26 protein-coding genes are annotated in these 24,817 nt (G+C 65.7%); 13 read left to right on the top strand and 13 right to left on the bottom strand.

The annotated features are described in order from the left end of the window. Positions 1-8 precede the first annotated feature (8 nt). Positions 9-821, top strand: coding sequence for a DUF7847 domain-containing protein (locus K5X80_RS15845; protein WP_222558665.1), 813 nt, complete (start codon positions 9-11; stop codon positions 819-821). A gap of 77 nt (positions 822-898) precedes the next feature. On the opposite strand, the gene K5X80_RS15850 is transcribed toward K5X80_RS15845, so the two are convergent. From K5X80_RS15850 to K5X80_RS15865, 4 genes are all read right to left on the bottom strand, one after another. Continuing rightward, positions 899-1,537 (bottom strand): class I SAM-dependent methyltransferase, encoded by a 639-nt coding sequence (locus K5X80_RS15850; RefSeq protein ID WP_222558666.1) that lies wholly within the window; start codon positions 1,535-1,537, stop codon positions 899-901. A 126-nt stretch (positions 1,538-1,663) separates the two neighbouring features. Continuing rightward, positions 1,664-2,008, bottom strand: a complete 345-nt coding sequence (gene arsC, locus K5X80_RS15855; protein WP_222558667.1) for an arsenate reductase (glutaredoxin) — start codon at positions 2,006-2,008, stop codon at positions 1,664-1,666. 69 nt (positions 2,009-2,077) lie between these two features. Then, a complete protein-coding gene (locus K5X80_RS15860; protein WP_222558668.1) occupies positions 2,078-2,578 on the bottom strand; it encodes a (2Fe-2S)-binding protein in 501 nt (166 codons plus the stop codon). Between the two features lie 82 nt (positions 2,579-2,660). Continuing rightward, a complete protein-coding gene (locus tag K5X80_RS15865) occupies positions 2,661-3,134 on the bottom strand; it encodes a low molecular weight protein-tyrosine-phosphatase (protein WP_222558669.1) in 474 nt (157 codons plus the stop codon). Positions 3,135-3,204: 70 nt separating this feature from the next. Here K5X80_RS15865 and K5X80_RS15870 point away from each other — a divergent pair, with 70 nt between their 5' ends. Beyond that, positions 3,205-3,900, top strand: a complete 696-nt coding sequence (locus K5X80_RS15870) for a Crp/Fnr family transcriptional regulator (RefSeq protein WP_222558670.1) — start codon at positions 3,205-3,207, stop codon at positions 3,898-3,900. 25 nt (positions 3,901-3,925) lie between these two features. Here K5X80_RS15870 and K5X80_RS15875 read toward each other — a convergent pair whose 3' ends face one another. Together K5X80_RS15875 and K5X80_RS15880 are read right to left on the bottom strand one after the other, a co-directional pair. Then, positions 3,926-4,903, bottom strand: coding sequence for an NAD(P)H-dependent flavin oxidoreductase (locus K5X80_RS15875; protein ID WP_283249189.1), 978 nt, complete (start codon positions 4,901-4,903; stop codon positions 3,926-3,928). A 115-nt stretch (positions 4,904-5,018) separates the two neighbouring features. Then, a complete protein-coding gene (locus K5X80_RS15880) occupies positions 5,019-5,912 on the bottom strand; it encodes a LysR substrate-binding domain-containing protein (protein WP_222558671.1) in 894 nt (297 codons plus the stop codon). A gap of 133 nt (positions 5,913-6,045) precedes the next feature. Here K5X80_RS15880 and K5X80_RS15885 point away from each other — a divergent pair, with 133 nt between their 5' ends. The 7 genes from K5X80_RS15885 (at position 6,046) to mmsB (ending at position 12,362) form a co-directional block, all read left to right on the top strand. Next, a complete protein-coding gene (locus K5X80_RS15885) occupies positions 6,046-7,542 on the top strand; it encodes a CoA-acylating methylmalonate-semialdehyde dehydrogenase (protein WP_222558672.1) in 1,497 nt (498 codons plus the stop codon). A gap of 81 nt (positions 7,543-7,623) precedes the next feature. Continuing rightward, the gene (locus K5X80_RS15890) at positions 7,624-8,106 is read left to right on the top strand and encodes a hypothetical protein (protein WP_222558673.1); all 483 of its coding nucleotides are present in this window, start codon (positions 7,624-7,626) and stop codon (positions 8,104-8,106) included. Positions 8,107-8,121: 15 nt separating this feature from the next. Then, positions 8,122-8,418, top strand: coding sequence for an I78 family peptidase inhibitor (locus K5X80_RS15895; protein ID WP_222558674.1), 297 nt, complete (start codon positions 8,122-8,124; stop codon positions 8,416-8,418). Positions 8,419-8,442: 24 nt separating this feature from the next. Continuing rightward, positions 8,443-9,588: an acyl-CoA dehydrogenase family protein gene (locus K5X80_RS15900; protein WP_222558675.1), complete on the top strand. Its 1,146-nt coding sequence runs from the start codon at positions 8,443-8,445 to the stop codon at positions 9,586-9,588. 39 nt (positions 9,589-9,627) lie between these two features. Next, a complete protein-coding gene (locus tag K5X80_RS15905; protein WP_222558676.1) occupies positions 9,628-10,674 on the top strand; it encodes an enoyl-CoA hydratase/isomerase family protein in 1,047 nt (348 codons plus the stop codon). Continuing rightward, positions 10,671-11,453 carry an enoyl-CoA hydratase-related protein gene (locus K5X80_RS15910; RefSeq protein WP_222558677.1) on the top strand — a complete coding sequence of 261 codons (783 nt, stop codon included), beginning with the start codon at positions 10,671-10,673 and terminating at the stop codon, positions 11,451-11,453. Before K5X80_RS15905 ends, K5X80_RS15910 begins: the two co-directional genes overlap by 4 nt. Positions 11,454-11,492: 39 nt before the next feature. After that, on the top strand, positions 11,493-12,362 hold the full coding sequence (mmsB, locus tag K5X80_RS15915) for a 3-hydroxyisobutyrate dehydrogenase (RefSeq protein ID WP_222558678.1): 870 nt from the start codon (positions 11,493-11,495) through the stop codon (positions 12,360-12,362). A gap of 213 nt (positions 12,363-12,575) precedes the next feature. Here mmsB and K5X80_RS15920 read toward each other — a convergent pair whose 3' ends face one another. After that, complete coding sequence (locus K5X80_RS15920) at positions 12,576-13,178, bottom strand: helix-turn-helix domain-containing protein (protein WP_222558679.1); 603 nt, start codon at positions 13,176-13,178, stop codon at positions 12,576-12,578. 490 nt (positions 13,179-13,668) lie between these two features. Here K5X80_RS15920 and K5X80_RS15925 point away from each other — a divergent pair, with 490 nt between their 5' ends. Continuing rightward, the gene (locus K5X80_RS15925; RefSeq protein WP_222558680.1) at positions 13,669-15,345 is read left to right on the top strand and encodes a hypothetical protein; all 1,677 of its coding nucleotides are present in this window, start codon (positions 13,669-13,671) and stop codon (positions 15,343-15,345) included. 7 nt (positions 15,346-15,352) lie between these two features. Here the strand turns inward: K5X80_RS15925 and K5X80_RS15930 are convergent, their stop codons facing one another. Both K5X80_RS15930 and K5X80_RS15935 read right to left on the bottom strand, forming a co-directional pair. After that, positions 15,353-15,673, bottom strand: coding sequence for a hypothetical protein (locus tag K5X80_RS15930; protein ID WP_222558681.1), 321 nt, complete (start codon positions 15,671-15,673; stop codon positions 15,353-15,355). A 169-nt stretch (positions 15,674-15,842) separates the two neighbouring features. Next, positions 15,843-16,949 (bottom strand): NADH:flavin oxidoreductase/NADH oxidase, encoded by a 1,107-nt coding sequence (locus K5X80_RS15935; protein ID WP_222558682.1) that lies wholly within the window; start codon positions 16,947-16,949, stop codon positions 15,843-15,845. Between the two features lie 645 nt (positions 16,950-17,594). Here K5X80_RS15935 and K5X80_RS15940 point away from each other — a divergent pair. Continuing rightward, complete coding sequence (locus K5X80_RS15940) at positions 17,595-17,954, top strand: RcnB family protein (protein WP_261390570.1); 360 nt, start codon at positions 17,595-17,597, stop codon at positions 17,952-17,954. Between the two features lie 107 nt (positions 17,955-18,061). Then, entirely contained in the window at positions 18,062-19,279 is a 1,218-nt protein-coding gene (locus K5X80_RS15945; protein ID WP_222558683.1) for an MFS transporter, read from the top strand. A 29-nt stretch (positions 19,280-19,308) separates the two neighbouring features. Here the strand turns inward: K5X80_RS15945 and K5X80_RS15950 are convergent, their stop codons facing one another. The 3 genes from K5X80_RS15950 to K5X80_RS15960 all read right to left on the bottom strand — a co-directional run bounded on the left by K5X80_RS15950 (position 19,309) and on the right by K5X80_RS15960 (position 21,414). Further along, positions 19,309-19,611: a hypothetical protein gene (locus K5X80_RS15950; protein ID WP_222558684.1), complete on the bottom strand. Its 303-nt coding sequence runs from the start codon at positions 19,609-19,611 to the stop codon at positions 19,309-19,311. Between the two features lie 59 nt (positions 19,612-19,670). Further along, positions 19,671-20,027: a hypothetical protein gene (locus K5X80_RS15955; protein WP_222558685.1), complete on the bottom strand. Its 357-nt coding sequence runs from the start codon at positions 20,025-20,027 to the stop codon at positions 19,671-19,673. A gap of 73 nt (positions 20,028-20,100) precedes the next feature. Continuing rightward, complete coding sequence (locus K5X80_RS15960) at positions 20,101-21,414, bottom strand: SLC13 family permease (protein WP_222558686.1); 1,314 nt, start codon at positions 21,412-21,414, stop codon at positions 20,101-20,103. A 103-nt stretch (positions 21,415-21,517) separates the two neighbouring features. Here K5X80_RS15960 and K5X80_RS15965 point away from each other — a divergent pair, with 103 nt between their 5' ends. Further along, complete coding sequence (locus K5X80_RS15965) at positions 21,518-22,495, top strand: hypothetical protein (RefSeq protein WP_222558687.1); 978 nt, start codon at positions 21,518-21,520, stop codon at positions 22,493-22,495. A 47-nt stretch (positions 22,496-22,542) separates the two neighbouring features. On the opposite strand, the gene K5X80_RS15970 is transcribed toward K5X80_RS15965, so the two are convergent. Further along, positions 22,543-24,801: an arylsulfatase gene (locus K5X80_RS15970; RefSeq protein WP_222558688.1), complete on the bottom strand. Its 2,259-nt coding sequence runs from the start codon at positions 24,799-24,801 to the stop codon at positions 22,543-22,545. Positions 24,802-24,817: the final 16 nt, after the last annotated feature.

A 24,817-nucleotide genomic window follows, 5' to 3' on the forward strand; every position in this document is an offset into this window, starting at 1 on the left:
CCAGACTGATGATATTCGACATGAACCGGGCTTGGCGAGAAGCCACTGAAATGGTGAACGCCAACCGCGAGGTCATGCTCATTGTCGCGGGACTGTTCTTCTTCCTTCCCGGCCTGGCATTTTCGCTGTTCGTGCCTGCCCCGCAGCCCGCCGCCGGAATGACCCCGGAACAGGCCATGGCTCTGGTCAGCGGGTTCTATTCCAACAATGCCGTGTGGCTGATCCTGATGGCGATCCTGCAGACGGTGGGCATGCTGACGCTGCTGGTGCTGCTGCGCGATCAGGCCAAACCCACGGTGGGCGATGCGTTGAAACGCGCGGCCACCGGCATCCTGCCCTATCTGGCATCGCAGTTTCTGGTCGCGCTGGGTCTGGTCCTCGTCCTCGGGCTGGTGGTCGGCCTCGCTTCGGCCACGGGCGTGGCCGCACTGGTGGCAATCGCCCTGATCGCCGCGGGCGTGGCGATGATCTATGCGATGGTCAAAGTCTCGCTGTGCCCGGCGATCATCGCCATCGAACGGCGCAACAACCCGATCACGGTGCTCACCCGGTCGTGGGCGCTGACCAAGGGCAACAGCTTCCGCCTGTTCCTGTTCTATGCGCTGCTGGTGGTGGCTATTGGCGTGGCGGCGCTGGTGGTCGGCGGTATTCTGGGCATCGTGTTCGCGGCGCTGGGCGGCACCGTGCAGCATATCGGGCAGGCGCTCGTTTCGGGGCTGATCGGCTCGGTGGCAACGGTCTATTTCGTCGGGCTGCTGGCTTCGATCCATCGCCAGCTGGCCGGACCTTCGGCGGAAACGATCACCCGGACGTTCGAGTAAGGCCGCACCGGCATACGAAAAAGCCGGTGCCGCGCTGGTCTGGCACGGCACCGGCTGCGATCCTGTGATGGCGAAAGTTACTGGTCTTCCGCGTCCTTCCAGCCCCAGAAAAGCTGGCAAGGCAGGATGTTGAACAGTTCGAACCCGTTGTCGATGCGGGCGAAATGGCGGGCCATGAAATCGCGCGCCTTGGCCGAGAACTGGTACACCAGAAAGGCCCCGCCGGGGCGCAGGACGCGGTGGGTTGCCGCCGCGATGGCCGGACCGATCCCATCGGGCAGCGTGGAAAACGGCAGGCCCGACAGCACGTAATCGGCATGGTCATGACCATGCGCGCGGACGATGTCCTCCACATCGGCGGCCGATCCGTTGACCGCGATGAAGCGGCTGTCGCCGATCGTGCGCTTGAGATAGTCGATATAGAGCGGATTGGTATCGATCACGATCAGTTGCGCGTCGCGCCGCATCCGCTCCAGAACCGGGCGGCAGAACGTGCCGACACCGGGCCCGTATTCCACGAACAGCTTGCATTCGTCCCAGTTTACCGGGGCCAGCATCTTGTTGATAGTGAAACGCGAGGAGGGAATGATCGAACCGACCATCACCGGATGTTTGAGAAAACCCTCGAGAAAAACGCCCCAGGGACCCAGCGCGTTGTGCAGCGTGTCTTTCCACCCTGCGCGGCGGCGGCCCTGTGAAAGCTCCGAACCGGTCATGCGTGTCGCAACCTCTCTTGCGGGGGCCCCAAGCAGACCGGGACCAGAAACTATGCTTCGGCGTGGCAAATTCACGCGGTCATTGCAACCCGGCCTGCGACAATCGGAAACCGGGGCACTCTGAAATCAGAGGATTTCCCTGATCTTTTCCGGCGGGCGGCCAAGCCGCACCCCCTTTTCCGTTTCCACCAGCGGCCGTTCGATCAGTTTGGGATCGGCCACCATCGCAGCGATCACCGTGGCGTCGTCGGCTTCGGTCAGCCCGCGTTCCTTCGCGTCGGTCCCGCTGGTGCGCACGCCTTCGCGCGCGGCCATGCCCGCATCGCGATAAAGTTGCGCCAGCTTTTCGGCACTGGGGGGATTCTTAAGGTACTGCACCACCGTCAGCGCAACGCCCGGCGTTTCTTCCAGCAGAGCGAGCGCCTGGCGCGACTTGCTGCAATTGGGGTTGTGCCAGATGGTCGCCTTCATCGGAATCCTCTTCAGCCTGTTCTATCCTCCCGCCCTAGCGCGCCGGGAGCAGCACGCCAAGGGCGGGGTTCAATTCTCCGCCACCGGCGGCAGCGCGGGCACGGGTCCTGCGCCTTCCCCGCGCATGATCCGCCCGGCCTGCTGCACCGCCCGCACCAGACGCGGATAGACGCCGCAACGGCACAGATTGGGTATCGCCGCCTTGATTTCCGCCTCCTCCGGCGCGGCGTTGCGCTGGAGGAGCGCGGCCGCGCTCATCACGATGCCGGGCGTGCAGAAGCCACACTGAATCGCCTGTTCCGCCACCATCGCCTGCTGCACCGGATGCGAACGATCGCGCGACAGCCCCTCGATCGTGGTGACGAAGCGCCCTTCGGCTTCCGCCAGCGTGATCAGGCAGGACCGCAACGCCTGGCCATCGACCAGCACCATGCACGCCCCGCAATCGCCGACGCCGCAGCCATATTTGGTGCCGGTCAGATTGGCCGCATCGCGCAGCGCCCACAGCAGGGGCGTGGCAGGGTCCATCGAAAATTGAACCGGCTGGCCGTTCACTGTCAAACGCGACATCTTGCCCCCTTTTCACCCCCGGTGCGGAACGCGATCATCGCCCTGGCGCGCTCGCTTATCCCGCCAACATATGACACGCGCGTTACTTTGCGAACCGCGCCGCGAGCGCCTGCGCCGCTTCCATGACATCGCGCCAGGTCACTTCGAAACCCGCCTCGTCCCCGAAATAGGGATCGGCCACGCTCTGCCCTTCACGCCCCGGCACCATGTCGAGCAGCAGCGAAACCTGCGCCGTCGACCGCGCCGGGGCAATCGCCCGGATATCGTCCAGATTGGCATGATCGAGCGCGAAGATATGATGAAACCGGTTGAAATCGTCCGTCACCAGTTGGCGCGCACGATAGCTGTCGATTGCGATGCCGTTACGCGCCGCCATGGCGATGGCGCGGCGGTCGGGCGGATTTCCGACATGCCAGTCGCCTGTCCCGGCCGAATCGATGCGCATGGCGAGCCCGCGGTCTTCGGCCACCTTGCGCAAGGCAGCTTCGGCCAAAGGCGAACGGCAGATATTTCCCAAACAAACGAACAAAATCGAAGGTATATTCGTATTATTCATCAGTTGAACTCTCACGACTTCTTTTTTCAAGGGCATTGCTGCCGTCTTTTTGTGCTGATAATCGGACAATATGGCTTTTTGCGAAACTTGCCGCGTACGTAACCGGGCGATCTGCGCGGCGCTCGATGCCTCCGAAATTCAGGCGCTTAACGCCATTGGCCGCCAGCGCAAGCTGGAAGCGGGTCAGTCCCTTCTTTGGGAAGGCGAGGATTCGGTGCTCGTGGCCAACGTGATCGAAGGGGTGCTCAAACTTTCGACCGGCACGGCCGACGGGCGCGAACAGATCGTCGGCGTGGTCTATCCCTCGGATTTCATCGGCCGTCCCTTCGGGCAGCAGACCGCGCACAGCGTCACCGCGCTGACCGAAGCCACCGTCTGCGTGTTTTCCCGCACCGATTTCGACAATTTCGCCCGCGAACACCCCGCGCTGGAACACAAGCTGCTGCAACGCACGCTGGCGGAACTCGATCGCACCCGTGCATGGATGCTGCTTCTCGGCCGCAAGAGCGCGGGCGAACGGATCGCCGCCTTCCTCCTCGAAATGGCCGAACGGCTGGCCGCGAACGGCGCCTGCGAAAACGTGGGTGGGCACGAGACGTTCGATCTGCCGTTCTCCCGCCAGCAGATCGCGGACGTTTTGGGGCTGACTATCGAAACCGTCAGCCGCCAGTTCAGCAAACTGAAGAACGACGGGGTGATCGACCTGCCATCGCGCCGCAGCGTCACCATTCTCAACCGCGACGAACTGGAAGATCGCGCGGGCTGATCGCGCCCCTGCGGCCATCATCGCTTCACGCGATGAAACCGGCCAACCGCTGTTTGATGATCGCCTCCGCTTCGGCCACGATCCGTGTCACCAGTTCTTCGCAACTCGGGATATCGTGGATCAGGCCCTGAACCTGCCCGGCCCAGATGATGGCGTGATCGATATCGCCGTTTTCCAGCCCTTCGCGCCCTTTCGCGCCGGACACCAGCGGGCGGATATCCTCGAACACCGAATCCGGCCGGGCGAGGATTTCCACCACTTTGTCCGACACGCTGTTCTTGGCCACGCGCGCGGTGTTGCGGAATTTGCGGAAAATGATGTTGGTCGCCCGCTCGTCGTTGCCGACGATGAACTGCTTGATGTTCTCGTGGATCGGCGCTTCCTTCGTGGCGCAGAACCGGGTGCCCATGTTGATCCCTTCCGCCCCCAGCGCCAGCGCGGCGGCGAGCCCACGGCCATCGCCGAACCCACCGCTGGCCAGCATCGGCACTTTCACCTTGTCGGCCGCCGCCGGGATCAGGATCAGCCCGGGAATGTCATCTTCGCCGGGGTGGCCAGCGCATTCGTAGCCATCGATCGAGATTGCATCGACGCCCATCCGCTCCGCCGAAAGGGCGTGGCGCACGGCGGTGCATTTGTGGATCACCTTGATCCCGTGGGCTTTCAACTCGTCGACATGTTCCTGCGGCTTGTACCCGGCGGTTTCGACGATCTTCACGCCCGAATCGATGATCGCCTGGCGATATGCCGCATAGGGCGGCGGATTGGTCGACGGCAGCAGTGTCAGATTCACGGCAAAGGGCTTGTCCGTCATCGTGCGCATGCGATCGATCTCATGGCGCAGGGCATCGGGGGTCGGCTGGGTAAGCGCGGTGAGAATGCCGAGCCCGCCCGCGTTGGACACCGCCGAAGCCAGTTCCGCCCGGCCCACCCACATCATGCCGCCCTGCACCACCGGATGTTCGATGCCGAGCAGTTCCGTGATGCGGGTCTTGAGTGCCATAATCCTGCCGTCCCTCTTGTCCGGCCCGCGCGAAGGATAGAGTGCGGGTCCGATTGCGTGCGCGTTTCTGCCGCCAATGCGAAGCGAATACAACTGTGCCTGTGCAAGCGCAGCATCAGGGCGGCAGCATCAGCCCGCGATGGCGGGCCACCGTTTCGATCATCCATTTCGTCCCTGCGCGGATACGGGCAAGGTTGTGAGTGTCCTTGTGCGTCACGATCCAGAAACTGCGGGTGATCCGCCGCTCCGGCAGGACAGTGCGCAAGGCTGGATCGCTGTCCCCCAGGAAACACGGCAGAACCCCGATCCCCGCCCCCTGCGCCAGCAGGCGCTGCTGGGCGTTGATGCTGGAGGAACGCACGGCCGCCGCAAGGCCGGGCAATATCTCATCGAGATAGCGCAGTTCGGGGGCATAGAGCAGATCGGGGATATAGCCGACCAGCCGGTGCCCCTGCGCCAGATCTTCCGCCCGCTCCGGCGTTCCGGCCTGCGCCAGATAGGCCGGGCTGGCGTAGAGCCGCAGCGCATAGTCGGACAGCTTGCGGGCGATCACGGGCCCTGCCTGCGGGCGGGAGAGGACGACGGCGATATCCGCCTCGCGCTTGGACGGGCTGAGGAAGCCGCTGCTGGCCACGAGATCGAGCGTCAGCCCCGGATGGGCGGCGGCGAATTCCGGCAGGCGGCTGGCGAGGAAGCCGGTCCCGAACCCTTCGGACACGCTGATGCGCAAGGTGCCGCTCAATCCGCCGCCACCGCGCTCCTCCGATACGCCGGATACCGCGCGATCCATCGCCTCGACCGCGGCCAGCAGCCGTTCGCCCGCTTCGGTCAGCACCTGCCCTTCACGGGTTTGTTCGAACAGCGTGGTGCCCAGCCGCGCCTCCAGCCGGCGCAGGCGCCGCCCCACCGTGGTGGCGTCCACCCGCATCGCGGCGGCGGCGCGGGCCAGTTGCCCGGCGCGGGCAATGGCGAGAAACGCCTGATAATCGCTCCAGTCGATCCCTTGCATCGCGCCATCACCTGCAAAATTGCAGGCCACACTCGCAGAATTTGCCCTTGCCTGCAATCTGTGAGGGAGTACCTCTTATATCCATCCGACAATGCCAGACTCGCCCCCGAGGCCAGCCGAGAGAGGTTTTACCATGCGCCAGATCGACCATTTCATCGCTGGCGGCGCGGCCGGTTCCGCCGTCCGCCTGCACGATATTTTCGACCCCAATCAGGGCACCGTTCAGGCGCAGGTCGCGCTTGGCGATGCCGCGCTGCTCGACAAGGCAGTGAACGCCGCGCTCGCCGCGCAGCCGGAATGGGCCGCCACCAACCCGCAGCGCCGCGCCCGGGTGATGTTCAAGTTCAAGGAATTGGTCGAAGCCAATATCGATGAACTGGCTCTCATGCTCTCGTCGGAACACGGCAAGGTCGTGGCCGACGCCCGGGGCGATGTGCAGCGCGGGCTGGATGTGATCGAATTCGCCTGCGGCATCCCGCATGCGCTGAAAGGCGAATACACTCAGGGCGCGGGCCCGGGGATCGACGTTTATTCGATGCGCCAGCCCATCGGCATCGGCGCGGGCATCACCCCGTTCAATTTCCCGGCGATGATCCCGATGTGGATGTTCGGCGTCGCCATCGCCTGCGGCAACGCTTTCATCCTCAAGCCGTCCGAACGCGATCCCTCGGTGCCGGTGCGCCTGGCTGAACTGATGCTCGAAGCGGGCGCGCCCGAAGGCATTCTCCAGGTCGTCCATGGCGACAAGCAGATGGTCGATGCGATTCTCGACCATCCGGCCATCGGCGCGGTCAGCTTCGTCGGCTCCTCCGATATCGCACATTACGTGTACAATCGCGGCGTCGCGGCGGGCAAGCGCGTGCAGGCGATGGGCGGCGCGAAGAACCATGGCGTGGTCATGCCCGATGCCGATCTCGATCAGGTGGTGAACGATCTCGCCGGGGCCGCTTTCGGTTCGGCGGGCGAACGCTGCATGGCGCTGCCTGTTGTGGTGCCGGTGGGCCATGACACCGCCGAACGCCTCAAGGCCAAGCTGATCCCGGCGATCGAAGCGCTCAATGTCGGCATCTCCACCGATCCGCAGGCCCATTACGGCCCGGTGGTGACGCAGGAGCACAAGCAGAAGATCGAAAGCTGGATCGCCAAATGCGCCGAAGAAGGCGGCGAAATCGTGGTCGACGGACGCGGGTTCAGCCTGCAAGGCTATGAAAAGGGCTTTTTCGTCGGCCCGACGCTGATCGATCATGTCACGCCCGAAATGGACAGCTACCACAACGAAATCTTCGGCCCGGTGCTGCAGATCGTGCGGGCGGCCGATTTCGAAACCGCGCTCGAACTGCCGAGTAAGCACCAGTACGGCAACGGCGTGGCGATCTTCACCCGCAACGGCCACGCGGCGCGCGAATTCGCCGCCCGCGTCAATGTCGGCATGGTCGGCATCAACGTGCCGATCCCGGTGCCGGTGGCCTATCACACGTTCGGCGGGTGGAAGCGTTCGGCGTTTGGCGACACCAACCAGCACGGCATGGAAGGGGTGAAATTCTGGACCAAGGTCAAGACCGTCACCCAGCGCTGGCCCGACGGTTCGCCCGACGGCGGTAACGCTTTCGTTATCCCGACAATGGGTTAAGGCTGGTTCCCGGTTCGGCGCGGCGGGATAACTTGGCGGCGGCCAGCGTTGTCCTGCTGGACGGACAAAGGAGTTGACTCCATGCGCAAGACCTTGGTTCCCCTGACTTTCGCCGTGCTGGCCCTGGCGGCCTGCGGCGACAGCAAGACGAACGAACCGGACAACCCCGCCACACCGGGGGCAGAGATTCCTGCCCCGGCAGTCCCCACCCCCACGGATCAGGGTGCCGCACCGGCCGAACCGGCCGGAAACGGTATCCCCATCGCGCTGCAAGGCCGCTGGGGCATGGTCCCGGCCGATTGCACCAGCACGCGGGGCGATGCCAAAGGGCTGCTCAAGATCGACGGCAAGACGCTCGAATTCTATGAATCCGTCGGCACGCTGGGCGAAGTGAAGGAACAGTCGGCCACTCGCCTGCGCGCCACTTTCGCATTCACCGGCGAAGGCATGAACTGGAGCCGCGACGAAGTGCTGGACGTGCAGGACAACGGCCAAACGCTGGTCCGCCGCGAATACGGCGAGGATGCATCGCCCGAGCCGTTCAAGTATAGCAAGTGCGCTTAACAGGAGGATTGTACGATGACGATGAAGCCGCTGTTCCTGATCGCCCCCGCGCTGATGCTTGCCGGATGCGCCGCCGCCCAGCAGGATGCCGAAAGCACGCCGCCTCCGGGCAAGTGCAACGCCGAACCGGCCCAGTCGCTGGTCGGCTCCACCGCCAGCGAAGCGGTGGGTACACAGCTGCTCAAGCTCACCGGGGCCCGCGTGCTCCGCTGGGGTCCGCCGCGCACGCCGATGACGATGGATTACCGCTACGATCGCCTGACCGTCTCCTACGATGACGATCTGAAAATCCAGCAGATCGCCTGCAACTGATCGCAAAGAGCAAAACGCCAACCCATGACCGCCCAATTCGACCTGACCGAAGACCAGTCCGCCATTCAGGACATGGCCCGGCGCTTCACCGCCGACGCCATCACCCCGTTCGCCGCGGAATGGGATGAACAGCACGCTTTCCCGCGCGACACGATCAAGGCCGCCGCCGAACTCGGCTTCGGCGCGATCTACGTCAGCGAGGAAGCGGGCGGAATCGGGCTCGGGCGGCTGGAAGCGGCGCTGATCATGGAGGCGATGGCCTATGGCTGTCCCTCCACCAGCGCGTTCATTTCGATTCACAACATGGCCGCATGGATGATCGACCGGTTCGGGTCGGACACGCTCAAGGCCAAATATCTGCCCGATCTTATCACCATGGATGCCATGGCGAGCTACTGCCTCACCGAACCTTCGGCCGGGTCCGATGCCGCCGCGCTCAAGACGCGGGCCGTGCGCGATGGCGATCACTACATCGTCAACGGGTCGAAGCAGTTCATTTCCGGCGGCGGGTCGAACGACCTCTACGTCACCATGGTCCGCACGGGTGATGACGGGGCCAGGGGTATTTCCTGTCTCGCCATCGGCAAGGACATGCCCGGCGTCAGCTTCGGCGCGCAGGAACGCAAGCTCGGCTGGCATTCGCAGCCGACCGCGCAACTGATTCTGGAAGACGCGCGGGTGCCGGTGGAAAACCTGATCGGCGCGGAAGGCGAAGGCTTCAGGATCGCCATGACCGGGATCGACGGCGGGCGGCTCAATATCGGCGCCTGCTCGCTCGGCGGGGCGCAGCGCGCGCTGGACGAAGCGATTGCCTACACCAAGGAGCGCAAGCAGTTCGGCAAGGCAATCGCCGATTTCCAGAACACCCAGTTCAAGCTGGCCGAAATGGCGACGGAGCTGGAGGCGGCCCGCGCTCTGCTCTATCTCGCGGCGACCAAAGTCAGCGCCGAAGCGCCCGACAAGACGCGCTTTGCCGCGATGGCCAAGATGTTCGCCACCGAAACCGGATCGCGCGTGGTCGATCGCGCGCTGCAGATGCACGGCGGCTACGGCTACCTGATGGATTATCCCATCGAACGGCTGTGGCGCGATCTCAGGGTTCATTCGATCCTCGAAGGGACCAACGAAGTCATGCGCCTGATCGTGGGCCGCGACCTGCTGCGCGATTGAACGGCCCCTCCCCGCCGGACCGGAAGAAAAGACGCCCCTATGACCGACGAAGTCCATATTCACGTCCACGGCCAGGTCGGCCATATTTCGCTCAACCGGCCCAAGGCGATCCATTCGCTGACGCTGGCCATGTGCGAAGCGATGACGCAGGCGCTGCTCGCCTGGCGCGATGACGCGGCGATCCGGCTGGTGATCGTCGACCATGCCGAAGGACGCGGGTTCTGCGCGGGCGGCGATGTCACGCTGCTGCGCCGTTCGGCGCTGGAAGACGGCGGCGCGGCGGCGCGGCACTTCTTCGATGTCGAATACAAGCTCAACCACCTGATGTTCACCTATCCCAAGCCCATCGTCGCGTTCATGGACGGGATCACGATGGGCGGCGGCGTGGGCATTTCGCAGCCCGCGCAGTATCGCGTGGCGACGGAGAACACCCGTTTCGCCATGCCCGAAACCGGCATCGGCCTGATCTGCGATGTGGGCGGCGGCTGGTATCTGCCGCGCCTGCCGGGGCAGACGGGCAAGTTCCTCGGCCTCACCGGCGCGCGGCTGGACGGAGCGGAATGCCTCTGGGCGGGCCTTGCCAGCCATTACCTGCCGAGCGAGGCGCTGGCCGAAGCCAAAGCGCGGATCATCGCCGATCCCGCCGCCGTGGAAACGGTGCTGGCCGATCTGTCCGCCCAGCCCCCCGCCCCGCGCCTTGCCGCCAACCGGGACGAGATCGACCGCCTGTTCGCGCCCGATACGCTGGAAGGGATCGTGGCCGCGCTTCATGCCGATGGCGGCGAATGGGCGGGCAAGGAAGCGCAAACGCTTGCCACCAAGAGCCCGCGCACCTGCAAGCTGGTGCTGCGCCAGCTTGCCCTCGGCGGTGCGGCGGCAACGTTCGCCGAAAACATGGCGATGGAATACCGCGCGGCTGGGCGAGCGGTGCTGCTGCCCGATTTCGCCGAAGGCGTCCGTGCGCTGCTGGTCGACAAGACCAACGATCCCCACTGGCAACCCGCCACCCCCGAGGAAGTGAGCGAAGCGATGGTCGATGCCATCTTCGCCCTGCTCCCCGCCGGAGAAGAATGGAAACCCCTATGAGCTACGAAACCCTTCTGGTCGAAACGCGCGGCGCGGTGACGCTGATCACGCTCAACCGCCCGCAGGCGCTGAACGCGCTCAACTCGCAGGTTCTCTCCGAACTGACCGAAGCGTTCGCCGCATTCGAAGCCGATCCGGCGCAGCGCTGCGCCGTGCTCACCGGCTCCGGCGAGAAGGCTTTCGCCGCTGGCGCCGACATCAAGGAAATGGCCGACAAACCCGCCGCCGATTTCTTCCTGGAGGATTTCTTCGCCGGGTGGACGGCGGACCTGGTCAAGAAAGTGCGCAAGCCGTGGATCGCGGCGGTCAACGGCTTCGCCCTCGGCGGCGGGTGCGAACTTGCGATGATGGCCGATTTCATCATCGCGGCGGACACCGCCAAATTCGGCCAGCCGGAAATCAAGCTCGGCGTCGCCCCCGGCATGGGCGGATCGCAGCGGCTGACCCGCGCGGTGGGCAAGTCCAAGGCAATGGAAATGTGCCTTACCGGGCGGATGATGGGTGCGGAAGAAGCCGAGCGTGCGGGCCTCGTCGCCCGCGTGGTGCCGCTCGCTGACCTGCTTGACGATGCGCTCAAGACTGCCGAGACCATTGCCGCGATGCCCCCGCTGGCCGCCATGGTGAACAAGGAAATGGTCAACGCCGCGTTCGAAACCACGCTGGATCAGGGCCTGCTGCACGAACGGCGGCTGTTCCAGATTCTCACCGCCACCGAAGACAAGGCCGAAGGGATGAACGCCTTCGTCGAAAAGCGCGCCGCGCAGTGGAAGGGGCGCTGAGCTCCACCCCCGCGAACGCGATACCCAGGAGATGATGCAATGAAGATCGCCTTTATCGGCCTCGGCAACATGGGCGGCGGCATGGCTGCCAATCTGGTCAAGGCCGGCCATGATGTGAACGCTTTCGATCTCAGCCCCGATGCGCTGGCGCGGGCCCAGGACAATGGCTGCGCGCCGTTCACTTCGGTGCGCGAAGCCGTGGCGGGCGTGGACGCGGTCGTTTCGATGCTGCCCAACGGGGCTATCGTCGAAAGCGTCTATACCGCCGACGTGCTCGGCCAGGCGCCCGCCAGCGCGCTGCTGCTCGACTGTTCGACCATCGATGTCGCCACCGCGCGCAAAGTGGAAGATGCAGCGGCGGCGGCCGGGTACGCCATGGTCGATGCCCCGGTTTCGGGCGGGATCGCGGCGGCCAACGGCGGAACGCTGACTTTCATGGTCGGCGGCAGCGACGCGGCGTTCGCCCGCGCGGAACCGATCCTTTCGGCCATGGGCAAAGCCGTGATCCACGCGGGCGACGCGGGCGCGGGGCAAGCCGCCAAGATCTGCAACAACATGATCCTCGGCGCGACGATGGTCGCCACCTGCGAGGCGTTCAAGCTGGCCGAACGGCTGGGGCTCGATCTCCAGACGTTCTACGACATTTCCTCCAAGGCTTCGGGCCAATCGTGGTCGATGACGAGCTACTGCCCCGTCCCCGGCGTCGGCCCGCAGAGCCCGGCGGACAACCAGTACCAGGGCGGTTTCGCCACCGCGCTGATGCTCAAGGATCTCAAGCTGGCGATGGAAGCGGCGCAGACCGCCGGCAGCGACACCCCGATGGGCCGGCGCGCGCGCGAACTCTACGAAGCGTTCGACGCGGCGGGCAACGGCGGGCTGGACTTCTCCGCGATCATCAAGACGCTGTAAGCGGGGCTACGGAAACGATTGGGCCGGGGCAAGATGCGTTGCCCCGGCCCTTTCCGTTTGTCCGCCCCCGGTTCCCGCTCAGCCCCCCTCCCCTCGGCGCATCCGTCCATCCCCCCATCGCTCATCCTGAGCCTGTCGAAGGATGCGCACAAACGGCAGCCCTACCTTCCAACCCGGTCCCCGCCACACCCTGACACGCGTCCTTCGACAGGCTCAGGACGAGCGGGGGTGGGTTTGTCCCTCTGATTCACCCACCCCGCAGGTTGACGCAGAATGGCCCGAAAGTGCGGCCCCTGCACCGTCACCACCACACACTCCGATCATGCCCGCGCAAAGCCCGGTCATACTGCGAGAGCAGCCGCAACAGCGCGGTATCGCTGGGCTGGCGGCTGACCGCAGCAAAGCGCCCGCGATACATTCGCACCAGCACCGGCCGGCAAAAGCGAGCGCGGGCAGATCATCGGGTGTGACTTTCCGCGCCGGTATCCTGATACCGGCCCGCCCGGCCAGCGCGGCATCCCACGCGGCGGCGAACCCTGCCGCATCGGCCCGGCGGCGCAGGCGATAGGCGCTCTCGCGCGAACGCCCCACCCGCGCGGCGGCTTCGGAGACGGAGCCGGTCTGCGCCAGCCAGCCGATAAACTGCCCCTGCCGCACAGCATCCCACCCATCGCGCCGGGCGCGCACCGGGACGGGCACGAATGCGGGCAGGCGGCGGTAGGACGGCCACAAGGGACGGGCCGATGATTTACGGGAGCGGGCTTTTCGGGCGGTTGCCTGCCGGGGACGGACGGACGGATTTCTGCGCTGGATCATCCGGCAGGTTAGGGCAGATTTCGGGCGTGTAGGAAAGTGTTTTGCCGGGGGATACTGTCGGTCCCATTATCCCCAAACCTCGTCATTCCCGCGCAGGCGGGAATCCAGCCGCAACCGTAGAACTGGATTCCCGCCTGCGCGGGAATGACGAAGGGAGTGTCAGGTCAGCCTGCATGGCAAGCTGACCGGAAAGCCAATGCCCCCAAGTCCCCCATCCGTTCGTCCTGAGCCTGTCGAAGGACGCGCCCCACGGTAGCGGCTATGCCACCAGCGCATGGGGCCAATGGCGGCGCGTGGCCTTCGACAGGCTCAGGACGAACGGGGTGGGGTCTTCGCCCTTCCCCCGCCACCCGCACGGCACTGCCCCGTCGGCCCGCGGCCTTTCGCCGGAAGCCGTGCCCGGACACCTGAAAAGCCACCCCCTAAAAAGATGAAAAGCCTGCCGCTTTTCGCGATATAGGAAAGACGAGAAGCCGACGATGGAGGGGGTATGGCTGATGCGACCGGTGCCGGTGAGGCCGGGATACATCCACGGCCGTTTGTGCGGGATTTCCGGCAGATTCTGCTGTGGCCGATCCAGCTCCTGCCCCCGGCCGAAGGGGCGCAGTCGCGGCAGCAGCATGGCGAACGGCTGGCCCGGCTCGGCGGCCCATGGGAGGAGATCGCGGACGAATTCACCGAAGACGTGCGCGATTTTCAGGAACGGCACTATGCCGAATTCGTCACTTTCATGCCCGATGTGCAACGCTTCCTCTATGGCGAGGCCGCCGGCGCCGCGTATGGCGCATCGCCGATCCGGGTCTTTCGCCGGCGCGATGTCGCCACCGCCCGCGCACAGTTCCGCCCGGGCGAAACGCCGGTGGAATTCACCGTGGCGCGCGTCGAACTCTATTTCTTCTACGATATCGATCTCGCCATCATGGCGGTGGAGCTGCTCTGCCACGATCTGAGCCTGGCGCAGGCGCAGGACGCGCTGTTCCGGCTCGGCCGTGCCTATCCGACGACATGGGCCCCCGATGGCGGAGGGACGAACTGCTGCGCGCGGATCAGCCTGCACGATGCCGACGGCGCCGAACTCGCCGCATCCGATTACGAGCACAAGGCGCGCTATCTGGCGCAGGTCTGCCGGCACCGCACGCCGCGCATCGCCGCGCACTGGCAATACCTGATGCATCCGCTGACACCGGATGAAGGGCCCGAATCCGCAGGGCAGGAGGGGGCGGACGGCGGCATCCGTTTCCGCCCGCTCGAACATCAGCGCATCCCCGTCCTCGGCTGTCTGGCGGTGGCCGATCCGGCGGCGATCGCGCGGGAGGACTGGATACGGCTCGGCCTGCTGGCCCCGCCGGGGGATGCGGGCGTCACGCCTTTCGCGCCCGCGTTCCTCGCCGATTTCGAAAGCCGCCATTGCTATGACCGCTTCTGGGATGCGGATGGGCGGCACGACCAGATCGTGACCCGGATGCTTTGTTCGGGGCAGGCTTTCGTCATGGTCGGCGATGCGGGCGATCCACGCTATACCGATGTGTTGACCGGGATCACCTGCCAGTTCCGCCATCAGTATTTCCTGCTCGGCCTGATCGCCCATTTCCACCGTGCCGCGCTGTTGATTTTCCGCGACCGGCTGGTGACGGCGATCAGCGGCCTTGCCGACTATGCGCCCGAAACGGTCAAACGCTTCAAACGCGCGGTGCGGCTGACGCACGAGAATTTCCTGCGCTTCGCCCATCGCTACTGGTTTCAGGAACTGTCCAACCAGGCCCCGGCGCGCGATCTGTTCGCCATGTGGACGGGCCATCTGGGATCGAACCAGTTGTTTGCCGAAGTCCGCCAGGAAGTGCTCGACATGATCGATTATCTCGACAGCGATTCGCTGCGGCGGCAGGCGAACACCGTGGTCCGGCTGACTGTGGTCACGTTTTTCGGGCTGATCATGTCGCTGACGGTGGGTTTCCTCGGCGCGGAGCTGATCAATATCGACAACCGGCCCGCGCACGAAAAAGCCATGCATTTTCTCATCGTGATCGTGCCGATGGCGGCGTTCATCTTCTACACCGCGAAGAAATCGCACCGGCTGGCCGAATTCGTCGACGCGATTTCGGATGAACGGCAATCCATCGGCTACAAGCTGCAGGCGTTTGTCCGCATCTGGAAGCGCAAGCGATAGGCGGCGGCTAGCGCCTGTGCGGATGGGCGCGCCGCCACCGCAGCCCGATCATCAGCACCATCGGCCAGAAGATCGTGTTGAGGATATCGAACGCGCTGTCGGGCATCCGCCACGATCCGTGCGCGAGCCGGTCGGCCCCTTCCTTGGCCAGGGCCGCCGCGAGAACGCACAGGAACGGCGTCCACGTGGCGAGCGAACGCCGGGTCACGATGCGGGCGAGAAACAGGACGATCATCCCGCCATGGACATGCAGCAGGCTGTCGGACGCCCCGGTGCTGAGGCTCAGATTGCCGCTCAGCGGGCGGTAGAACTCTATCAGGCTTTCCATCGGGCTTCCTCATCACCGGGCAAATGAACCTGCCGTTACCAATTCGCCGGGCATGGCCGCAACCGGGCGCGGAACGCGCCGCGATGCCCGGCGCATCGGAACAACCGATTTTGCACGGGCGCGCGCTCTCCGGGGAACGATGCAAGGTCTGTCTTAGGATGCCCCCGCCTCACTCTGCCACGAACAGATTGGGGAACTGCCGGGGCTGACAGCGGAGGAACTGGTCGGCGGCTTTCACGCGCGCGCCCAGATGCGCCGCGGCGTGCCAGGGCCAGCGCGGATCGTAGAGGATCGTGCGGGCAAGGCAGACCATATCCGCATCGCCGGTGCCGACGATCGCTTCGGCCTGATCGAAATCGGTGATGAGCCCCACGGCCGACACCGGCATGCCCACGGCCTGCCTCACCGCGCGGGCCAGCGGCACCTGATAGCCGGGGCCCACGGGAATCTGCTGCCGGGCGTGGAGCCCGCCGCTCGATACGTCGATCGCAGCGCAGCCGCGCGCTTCGAGCGCGCGGGCATAAGCGGCGGTCTGTTCCACGTCCCAGCCGCCTTCCATCCAGTCGGTGCCCGACACGCGCAGCATCACCGGCTTTTCCGCCGGGAACGCGCCGCGCACCGCATCGAACACTTCCAGCGGGAAACGCATGCGGTTTTCGAGGCTGCCGCCGTAATCGTCCTCCCGCCGGTTGGAGAGCGGGGAAAGGAACTGGTGCAGCAGATAGCCATGGGCGGAATGGACCTGCACCGCATCGTAGCCGAGCCGCGCGGCGCGGCGGGCCGCCTCGCCGAAGGCGTCGCGGATACGCGCCATGCCGCCGCGATCGAGCGCCACGGGCGGATGGTCGGTTTCGGCAAAGGGAATCGCGCTGGGCGCGACGGTCTGCCAGCCCAGGGCATGATCGGGCGGCAATTGCGCGCCGCCATCCCACGGCTTGGCGCAGGATGCCTTGCGCCCGGCATGGGCAAGCTGGATCGCCACCGGGATATCGCTGTAGCGCCGCACCGCATCCAGCACGCGCGCCATCGCCGCTTCGGTCGCGTCGTCCCACAATCCGACATCGCCATAGGAAATCCGCCCTTCGGGCAGCACGGCGGAGGCTTCGACCACCAGCATCCCCGCCCCCGACAACGCCAGATTGCCGAGATGGATCGTGTGCCAGTCGGTCATCCGCCCCTGTTCGGCGGTGTACTGGCACATCGGCGCGACCACGATACGGTTGCGCAATGGCAGCGATCCGATCCGGATCGGATCGAACAGACTGGCCCTGATCATTCCTGACTCCATGCTGGCCCAAAGGGGCCCCTGCTGTGCACGGCGGGAGGGGCGCTTGTCCATGCCGGTCGTGCGCAAAAGCGAGGGGCGAGGGGCGCGGCGATGGAATCGTTTGCCAATACTCCACCCGTTCAGCCCGAGCGGGAATTGTGCCGGGGCCGTTCGTATTTGCAAAGAAAGAGCCCGGACCAGCGCCCCGAAAAGGGCGCCGATCCGGGCAAGGCATGGACAACGCCAGCGGGGAGAGGTCGTGGCATCGGTCCGTCCACCCGAAACGCAGCAGGTAAGCATCCGGGTGAGAAGAGAACGGGCGCTTCCGGGCAAACCATGGAAAAGTACCGGAAACGTCCGCAACCCTGTCTGCAAGGCTTGTGCCATTATTGATATCAATTCGCAATAGCTATTTTTGCACGCCGGAAGTGCATGGCGATTTTCGGCGTGGGCGGCTCTCCACCGACGCGCCGGAAGCCCCGGAAACGGCCATTCATCCGCCGGACGGCGTTGTAACCGCCCGCCCGCGAACCGGCACGCCCGGTTACACTTTAAGACCAATCCCCCCTTGCCCGGCATATCCGTGCGACAGGCGCGGGGTAGGTTCTGCTCAGGCCCGCAGAGGGCGCGAACTTTCGCTGAGGAGAATCAGTCATGAAAAAGATCATCGCCGCCGCCATCGTTTTCTCGATGATGGGCACTTCGGCCATGGCCGCCCCCGCTTACGGCGGACACAATCGCGGCCAGATGGCATGGAACGACCATAACCGCGGCCACGGCACCTATCGCAACCACGATCGCCGCCCCGCCCAGCAGCGTCACGTCCAGTGGCGCAAGGGCGAACGGTTCGACCGCCACCGCGCGCCCGATTACCGGGTGATCGATGCGCCCCGTTCGTATCGCCTCTACGCGCCGCCGCGCGGCTATCAGTGGGTCCGTTCGGGCAACGACGCGGTCCTGGTCGGCATCACCAGCGGCATCGTTTCGGCAATCATCGCCAACGCGATCCGCTAGGCCGGCCCCCTTCCCACCCGATACCCCCGTCCGCCGGGGGTATCGGCGCATTCTTTCCGGCGCTTTCCGCCGATGACACGGGGCTCGCCGCGCGATAGGCAGGCGCCATGGCCCCTTCGAAAATCCAGCGCGGCACACCGGCCTATCGCCGCATCACGTTCGCCATGCTGCTGGCGGGGCTGGCGACATTCGGCGCTTTCTACTGCGTTCAGCCGCTGCTGCCGCTGTTCAGCCAGTTGTTCGGCGTGAACGCGGAGGAGGCCAGCCTCACCGTTTCGATCACGATCGGCCCGATGGCTTTCGCGCTGCTGGCGGCGGGCATGGTATCCGATAGAGTGGGCCGCCGCCCGCTGATGATCGCTTCGCTGCTGCTCGCCGCCGTGTTCACGCTGCTCTGCGCGGCGGCACAGACCTGGGCCATGCTGCTGGCCCTGCGGCTGCTCGTGGGAGTGACGCTGGCAGGGGTGCCCGCCGTGGCGATGGCCTATATCGTCGAGGAAGTGGACGATCCCTCGGTCAGCCATGCGATGGGCGTCTATATCGGCGGCACGGCGATGGGTGGGCTGGCCGGGCGTCTGCTGGGCGGGATCATCACCGATTTCGCGGGCTGGCGGGTGGCGCTGGCCGTGGTCGGCGGGTTCATGCTGATCACCGCGCTGGCATTCTGGCGCAGCGCGCCGCCATCGGCCCATTTCGCCCCGCGCCCGGTTTCGCCGCGCGCCTATGCGCAAGGGATGAAGCGCCTGTTCAGCGACCGCGCGATTCCGCTGCTGTTCGCCGAATCGTTCCTGCTGATGGGGGCCTTCGTCGCGCTCTACAATTATGTCGGCTTCCGCCTTGCCGCACCGCCCTACAATCTCGGCCCGGCTCTCGTCAGCGCGATTTTCCTGCTCTATCTGCTCGGCTCGTTCAGTTCGACGTTCGCGGGATCGCTGGCCGGGCGGCATGGCCCGCGGCGCATTCTGTGGATTGCGCTGGCGATCTTCCTCGCCGGGATCGCCATCACCCTGCGCGCGCCCTTGCCGCTGGTGGTGTTCGGCGTGGCCGTGGTCACCATCGGCTTCTTCGGCGCGCATGCGGTGGCATCGGCCTGGGTCGGCCGCCGCGCGCGGGCGGACCGGGCACAGGCATCGGCGTTCTATCTGTTCTTCTACTACATGGGCGGCGGCATTCTCGGCTCCATCGGCGGCTTCGCCTGGACGCATGGCGGCTGGCCCGGCGTCGCCGCTTTCACCGGTGGGCTGATCGCGCTGGCGGTGCTGATCGGCATGCGCCTGGCCCGCATCCTGCCGCTGCCGCCCGAAAGCGGCGGTCCCGCCCGATAATCGCAGCGGGACCGCCGCCGGACCGATGCCTACATCGCCAGATAGACGAGCCCGGCAATCGCGCCGACAATCGCTATTGTCAGAAGCAGGCCGTTGCCGAGATCGCGGATCTTGAACCCGTCGACATGGTCGGCGCGAAACTGCGCATAACCTTCGCGGATGCTCTCGTTCTGGGCGAGCAGCCCGATATCGAGCGCGGAGGCTTCCCGGCGGAACCAGTGCAGCAATTGCTGCACCTCCTCCTGCGAAAGGGTGGGATAGGCTTGCAACTGCGCTTCGGCGCGCAGCCGCTTTACAACGCCGTCATCGGCGTTGGGGGACATGTCTTGCATGATCGCTCCTGAAGTCGTGCGTTGGGGAACCGGCGCGCGCGGCGCGCGCCGACGACGTTTCAGGCGGGGGGCGGCCCCCGGGGGTGGAGCGTGAGAGGATACCATTCCCGTGCCGGCGGGGCGGTGGAATCGGGCCGAAGCGCGGGGCCGCGCGGCAGCGCACGATCCGCCAGCAGCGCAGGGACGGCGGCCCACAGCGGCGGCGGCACCAGCGGCGGCACGAACCGCACCTGCGGCGCCGTGTCCTGCCGCAACGTCAGCACGGCGACATCGTTCGTCCCCACGCTGAACGCGGAACCGCGCTGGGCCGGGGCGCTGTCCGGCGCACGGCCCTCCAGCGCCTGCACACCGATTGTCATCAGCAGCAGGGCAAGCAACAGCCGGATGGCCGTGAACCGGGCGGACAGGGCGGACATGCCCCGCAACGTATGCGCGGGCGGCCGATATTTCAATTTCGGGGGGCGCGGACCCGGGCCCGCCTGCCCGCAATCAGAAGGGGAAGAACACCAGAATCATCATGATCGCCATGACGCAGGTGATGAGATTGAGCGGCAACCCCATGCGCACGAAATCCATGTAGCGATAGCCCGCCATCTGATAGACGATGACATTGGTCTGATAGCCGAACGGCGTGGCGAAGGCCGCGCTGGCCGACATCATCACCGCGACGATGAACGGGCGCGGGCTGACCCCGAGGCTTTCGGCCAGCGCCACCGCGATCGGCGTCACCAGCACCGCCACCGTGGCGTTGGACAGCAGTTCGGTCAGCACCATGGTGATGAGATAGAGCGTGATCAGCGCCACCAGCGGGCTGAGGCCGTGGACCGAATTGATCAGCAGCTTCGATGCCTCTGCCGCCAGCCCGCTCTGTTCGATAGCGATGCCGATCACCACCATCCCGGCGATCAGGATCAGGATTTCGGGCTTGAGCCCGCGATAGGCTTCATCCGCGCTGATGACGCGCAGGATAATCAGGAACACCGCCCCGGCAAAAGCCGTGGCCGCGATCGGCGCGACGTTCATCGTCGCCAGCACGATGGCCCCGGCAAAGGCGCCCAGCGCCGCCCAGGCTTTCCACGGCACCAGCGGGCGCCGTTCCTCGAACACATGGGCATCGCCGACCTGCGCGTTGCCAATATGGGTTTCGTCCACCGTGAACGCGGAGACGGGCAGATCGGCTTGCTCCTCCTCCCCCTTGCGGACCAGCCGCCCGCTGAAGAAGTAGAGATAGATCCCGCCGATGATCGCCATCGGCAGCCCGACCGGGGTCACTTCGAAAATCCCGAAGCGCGGCTGCCCGGCAACCGCCGCCATATCGTCCACGATCAGATTGGTGGACGTGCCGATCAGCGTGCAGCAGCCCGTCAGCACGGTAATATAGGACAGCGGCAGCAGGAACCGCTTGGGCGACATCTTGAGCGCATTGGCCACATCGCGGATGACAGGCGCGGCCAGCACCACGATGGGCGTGCTGTTGAGGAAGCAGGAGGCCGAGCCGATCATCGTCAGCATCGCCCAGATGCCCGATGCGCCCATGCGGCGGCACATCCGCACCGCCAGAGTGATCGCCCGGTCCAGCAGCCCGGAGAGTTCGAGCGCATAGACGATCACGAACAACGAGGCGAGCGCGATGATCGCCGGGCTGGCGAACCCGCCCTGCACGTCCACCGGGCGCACCACGCCGGTCATCAGCAGAACAGCGGACCCTGCCAGCGCCACGACATCCGCGCGGATCTTGTCCCAAATCAGCATCCCCACCACAGCGGCGAGCACGAGCAGCGTAAGTATCTGATCCACTGTCATACACAGGTGCGTTCCTTCCAACGCGGCCTGTGTCAATGGCAAATGCCCGATTTTTCCGCCTGCCCCTCTATAACCGGCGCATGGTGTTTGTTATGCCTGCCCCATGCATGAGCCCGAATTCCGTACCAGCAGAATAGCCATTGCCCTTGGATTCCTCGCCGTTCTGGCGGTGGGCGGCGGCGGTTTTCTGATCGGCCGCTACATGGCTCCGCAGCCGCATCCCACGCAGGCGGCGCCGTCCGCCCCGATGATTACCCTGCCCACGGAACGCCCCATGCTCTCGCGCGCGGACTTCCTTTCGCTCGCCGGCAAGGCGGCCGATGCAGTCGCTTCCGGCGCGCCTATGCCCCAGGAAGTCCGCGATGCGGCCGGGCGGCGGTTCGATCTGGTGATGCCGGTCGGCTGCGACGCGCCTTCGGAGGAGCGGAAGGACCGGCCAAGCTGGAGCTATGACGAAAGCCGGGGGCGGCTGCGCATCACCATCCCCGCCATCACCTGGGAACCGGCGGACTGGCGGCTGGGCGATACGCCCAAGATCAATGCCATCGAAGGGTTCTGGATCACCCGCCCGTGGACCAGCAGCGACACCTGTCCCCCGCCGGTGGCCTTGCCCACGCCTGCCGAACAACCGGCCGAAGCGTCCGCGCAGGAAGCGGCTACCAAGGAACGGGCCGCCAAGGAACAAACCGGGCCGGACAGCGACACGCAACCCACCCCGCCCGCTGCCGCCGCCGAAGACGCCGCCCCTGCCCCGCTCGCGCCCCGCGCCCGCGAAACGCTGGCGGTGGCGCAGTTCTTCCTCGACAACGGGACCAGCGGCATCCGCCGCATGGGCCGCCCCTACAGCATCATCACCCGCATCGCGCCGGATCAGTTGAAAGCGGCGCAGGGGTTCCGCATCCGGCTGACCGGGCGGGTCGACCGCGTTCCCGGCGGCGACCCGGTGCAATGCACCCAGCCGCTCGGACGGGACAATCCCCCGTCATGCGTGATCGCCACGGTGCTGGACGAAGTGCGGGTGGAAAATCCCGCCACCGGCGCGGTGCTCGCCACGTGGAGCGCGGGCCACTCCAGCCGCTAGAGCAGTTTCGAAACGGGCGGCATCACCTGCCGCCCCCGCACCACCCGTCACCGGGTGATGCGCACTTCCTCGATCCCGCCGGTAAAGGGGAAGCGGCCGGTATAGCCTTTGCCGACCGGCGATCCGCAGCTTTGGCCCACGCAGAACGCGCCGAGATAAGACGGCATGAAAATGCGCGGCACCGGCGCCTGGCCGACTTCGCGCCCGTTCACCAGCAGCCGGCCGATCTGCGTGCCGTTTTCCGCGCTGAGCACGAACGAGACGGTCGCTTCCCCCGCGGGCAGGGCTTCGACCGACCGGATCGTGTCGTAATGCACATCGGCCAGATTGTTCTCGTACACGAGATGGCCGTCCTTGAGATAGAACGCGTATCCGCCATCGCGCGCGCCGTTGGCGGCGATAATGCCGTTCGCATCGGTGGCGGGCACCGTGATTTTCGCGTCGATCCGGTGCGGCCCGAACAGCATCGGAACCCCGAATGAGGGGATCGGCGCGGTCGTGCGCTTGTAAACGAATTCCTTGCGCCCGCGATCGAGCGAAGGCTGGGCCTTCATCAGTTCGGCGCTCAGCGTCTGCGCCGTCAGCGGCTGGGCATTGTTGCGCCTGGCCTCGCTTTCGAACAGCGCCTGCATCTCTTTCAGCCGTTCCGGCTCCTGTGCGGCCAGATCGGTCGCCTGGCTGAAATCCTTGTCGAGATTGTAAAGCTCCCACCGGTCGGCGCTGAGCGGCTTGTCTTCCTCATGCAGCAGCCACGGCGTGTGATGCCGCGCCCCCGCCATCCAGCCGTTGGCATAGATCCCGCGATTGGCATGCATTTCGAAATACTGGGTGCGCGGCGCCTGCGGCACCGGGGCTTTCAGCGTCGCGGCGAAACTGATGCCGTCGATGCTCATCTGCTCGACGCCATCCACCGCCTTGGGCGGGGTGATCCCGATCAGTTCGTAAAGCGTGGGGGCGACATCGATCACATGCGTCCAGGTCGAACGGACTTCGGCCCCCTTGGCGGTGCGGCCCGGCCAGCTCAGCACCATCGGATTGCGCATTCCGCCAAGATGCGATGCGATCTGCTTGGTCCACTGGAACGGCGTGTCGCTGGCCCAGGCCCAGGCGCTGGCAAAATGGTTGTCGGCCTTGGCGCTGCCGAGATCGTCCATCCGGGCGATCTGCTGCGCCAGCGGCTGCCCCTTGCCGGTGATCATGTCGAACAGATTGCGATCCGACCCGTCCAGCCCGCCTTCGGCGGAGGCGCCGTTATCGCCCATGATATAGATCACCAGCGTGTTGTCGCCGCCCGGCCCCTTGCGCGCTTCGTCGATCATGCGGCCGATTTCGTGATCGGTCTGTTCGAGGAAACCGGCATAGACTTCCATCTGCCGCGCATAGAGCCGCCTGGCATCGGCGCTGAGGCTGTCCCACGCGGGCAGTTCGGCCGGGCGTTCGGTCAGCTTGGCATCCTTGGGGATCACGCCCAGCTTCTTCTGGCGGGCGAACGTCAGCTTGCGCATTTCGTCCCAGCCGGCATCGAATTTGCCGCGATACTTGGCGATCCATTCCGGCGCCACGTGATGCGGAGCGTGTGTCGCCCCCGGCGCGAAGTAGAGGAAATAGGGCTTGCCCGGCGCCAGTGACTGGTGCGTATGCAGCCAGCCGATCGCATCGTCGGCGATATCGGTGTTGAAATGATAGCCGGGCGTATCGGGCGCCATCATCGACACCGTGTTGCGATAGAGGATCGGCTGCCACTGATCCCCTTCGCCCGCCATGAAGCCATAGAAATATTCAAAGCCCAGCCCCGTCGGCCAGCGGTCGAACGGGCCGACCGGGGTTGCCTCCCAGTTGGGCGTGTTGTGCCATTTGCCGAAGGCGGCGGTGCTGTAGCCGTTGTCTTTCAGCACCCGCGCCACCGATGCGGCCGATTTCGGCCAGATGCCGTTGTACCCGTCGACCGGCTTTTCCTGGCCCGAGACATTGCCGAACTGCACCCGATGCTGGTTGCGCCCCGTCAGCAGCGCGGCGCGCGTGGGCGAACAGACCGCCGTGGTGTGAAACCGGTTGTAGCGCAGCCCTTCGGCCCCCAGCCGGTCGAACACCGGCGTGGCGATCGGCCCGCCGAATCCGCTGGCCGCGCCGAAGCCGACATCGTCCAGCAGAACGAGAATCACGTTCGGCGCATTCTTGGGGGCGGTCGGCTGCTGCCAGTCGGCCACAGGCGGGGCCTTGGCTTCCTGTGCGGCCAAGGGCCCGCCTGCCGCCAGCCCCACCGCGAACGCCAGCCCGCTCACCATCGCGCGCATCTGCCTGCTCATACCTCATCCCCTCTCT

The sequence above is a fragment of the Caenibius sp. WL genome (assembly GCF_019803445.1).
In the GTDB taxonomy this organism is placed as follows: Bacteria; Pseudomonadota; Alphaproteobacteria; order Sphingomonadales; family Sphingomonadaceae; genus Caenibius.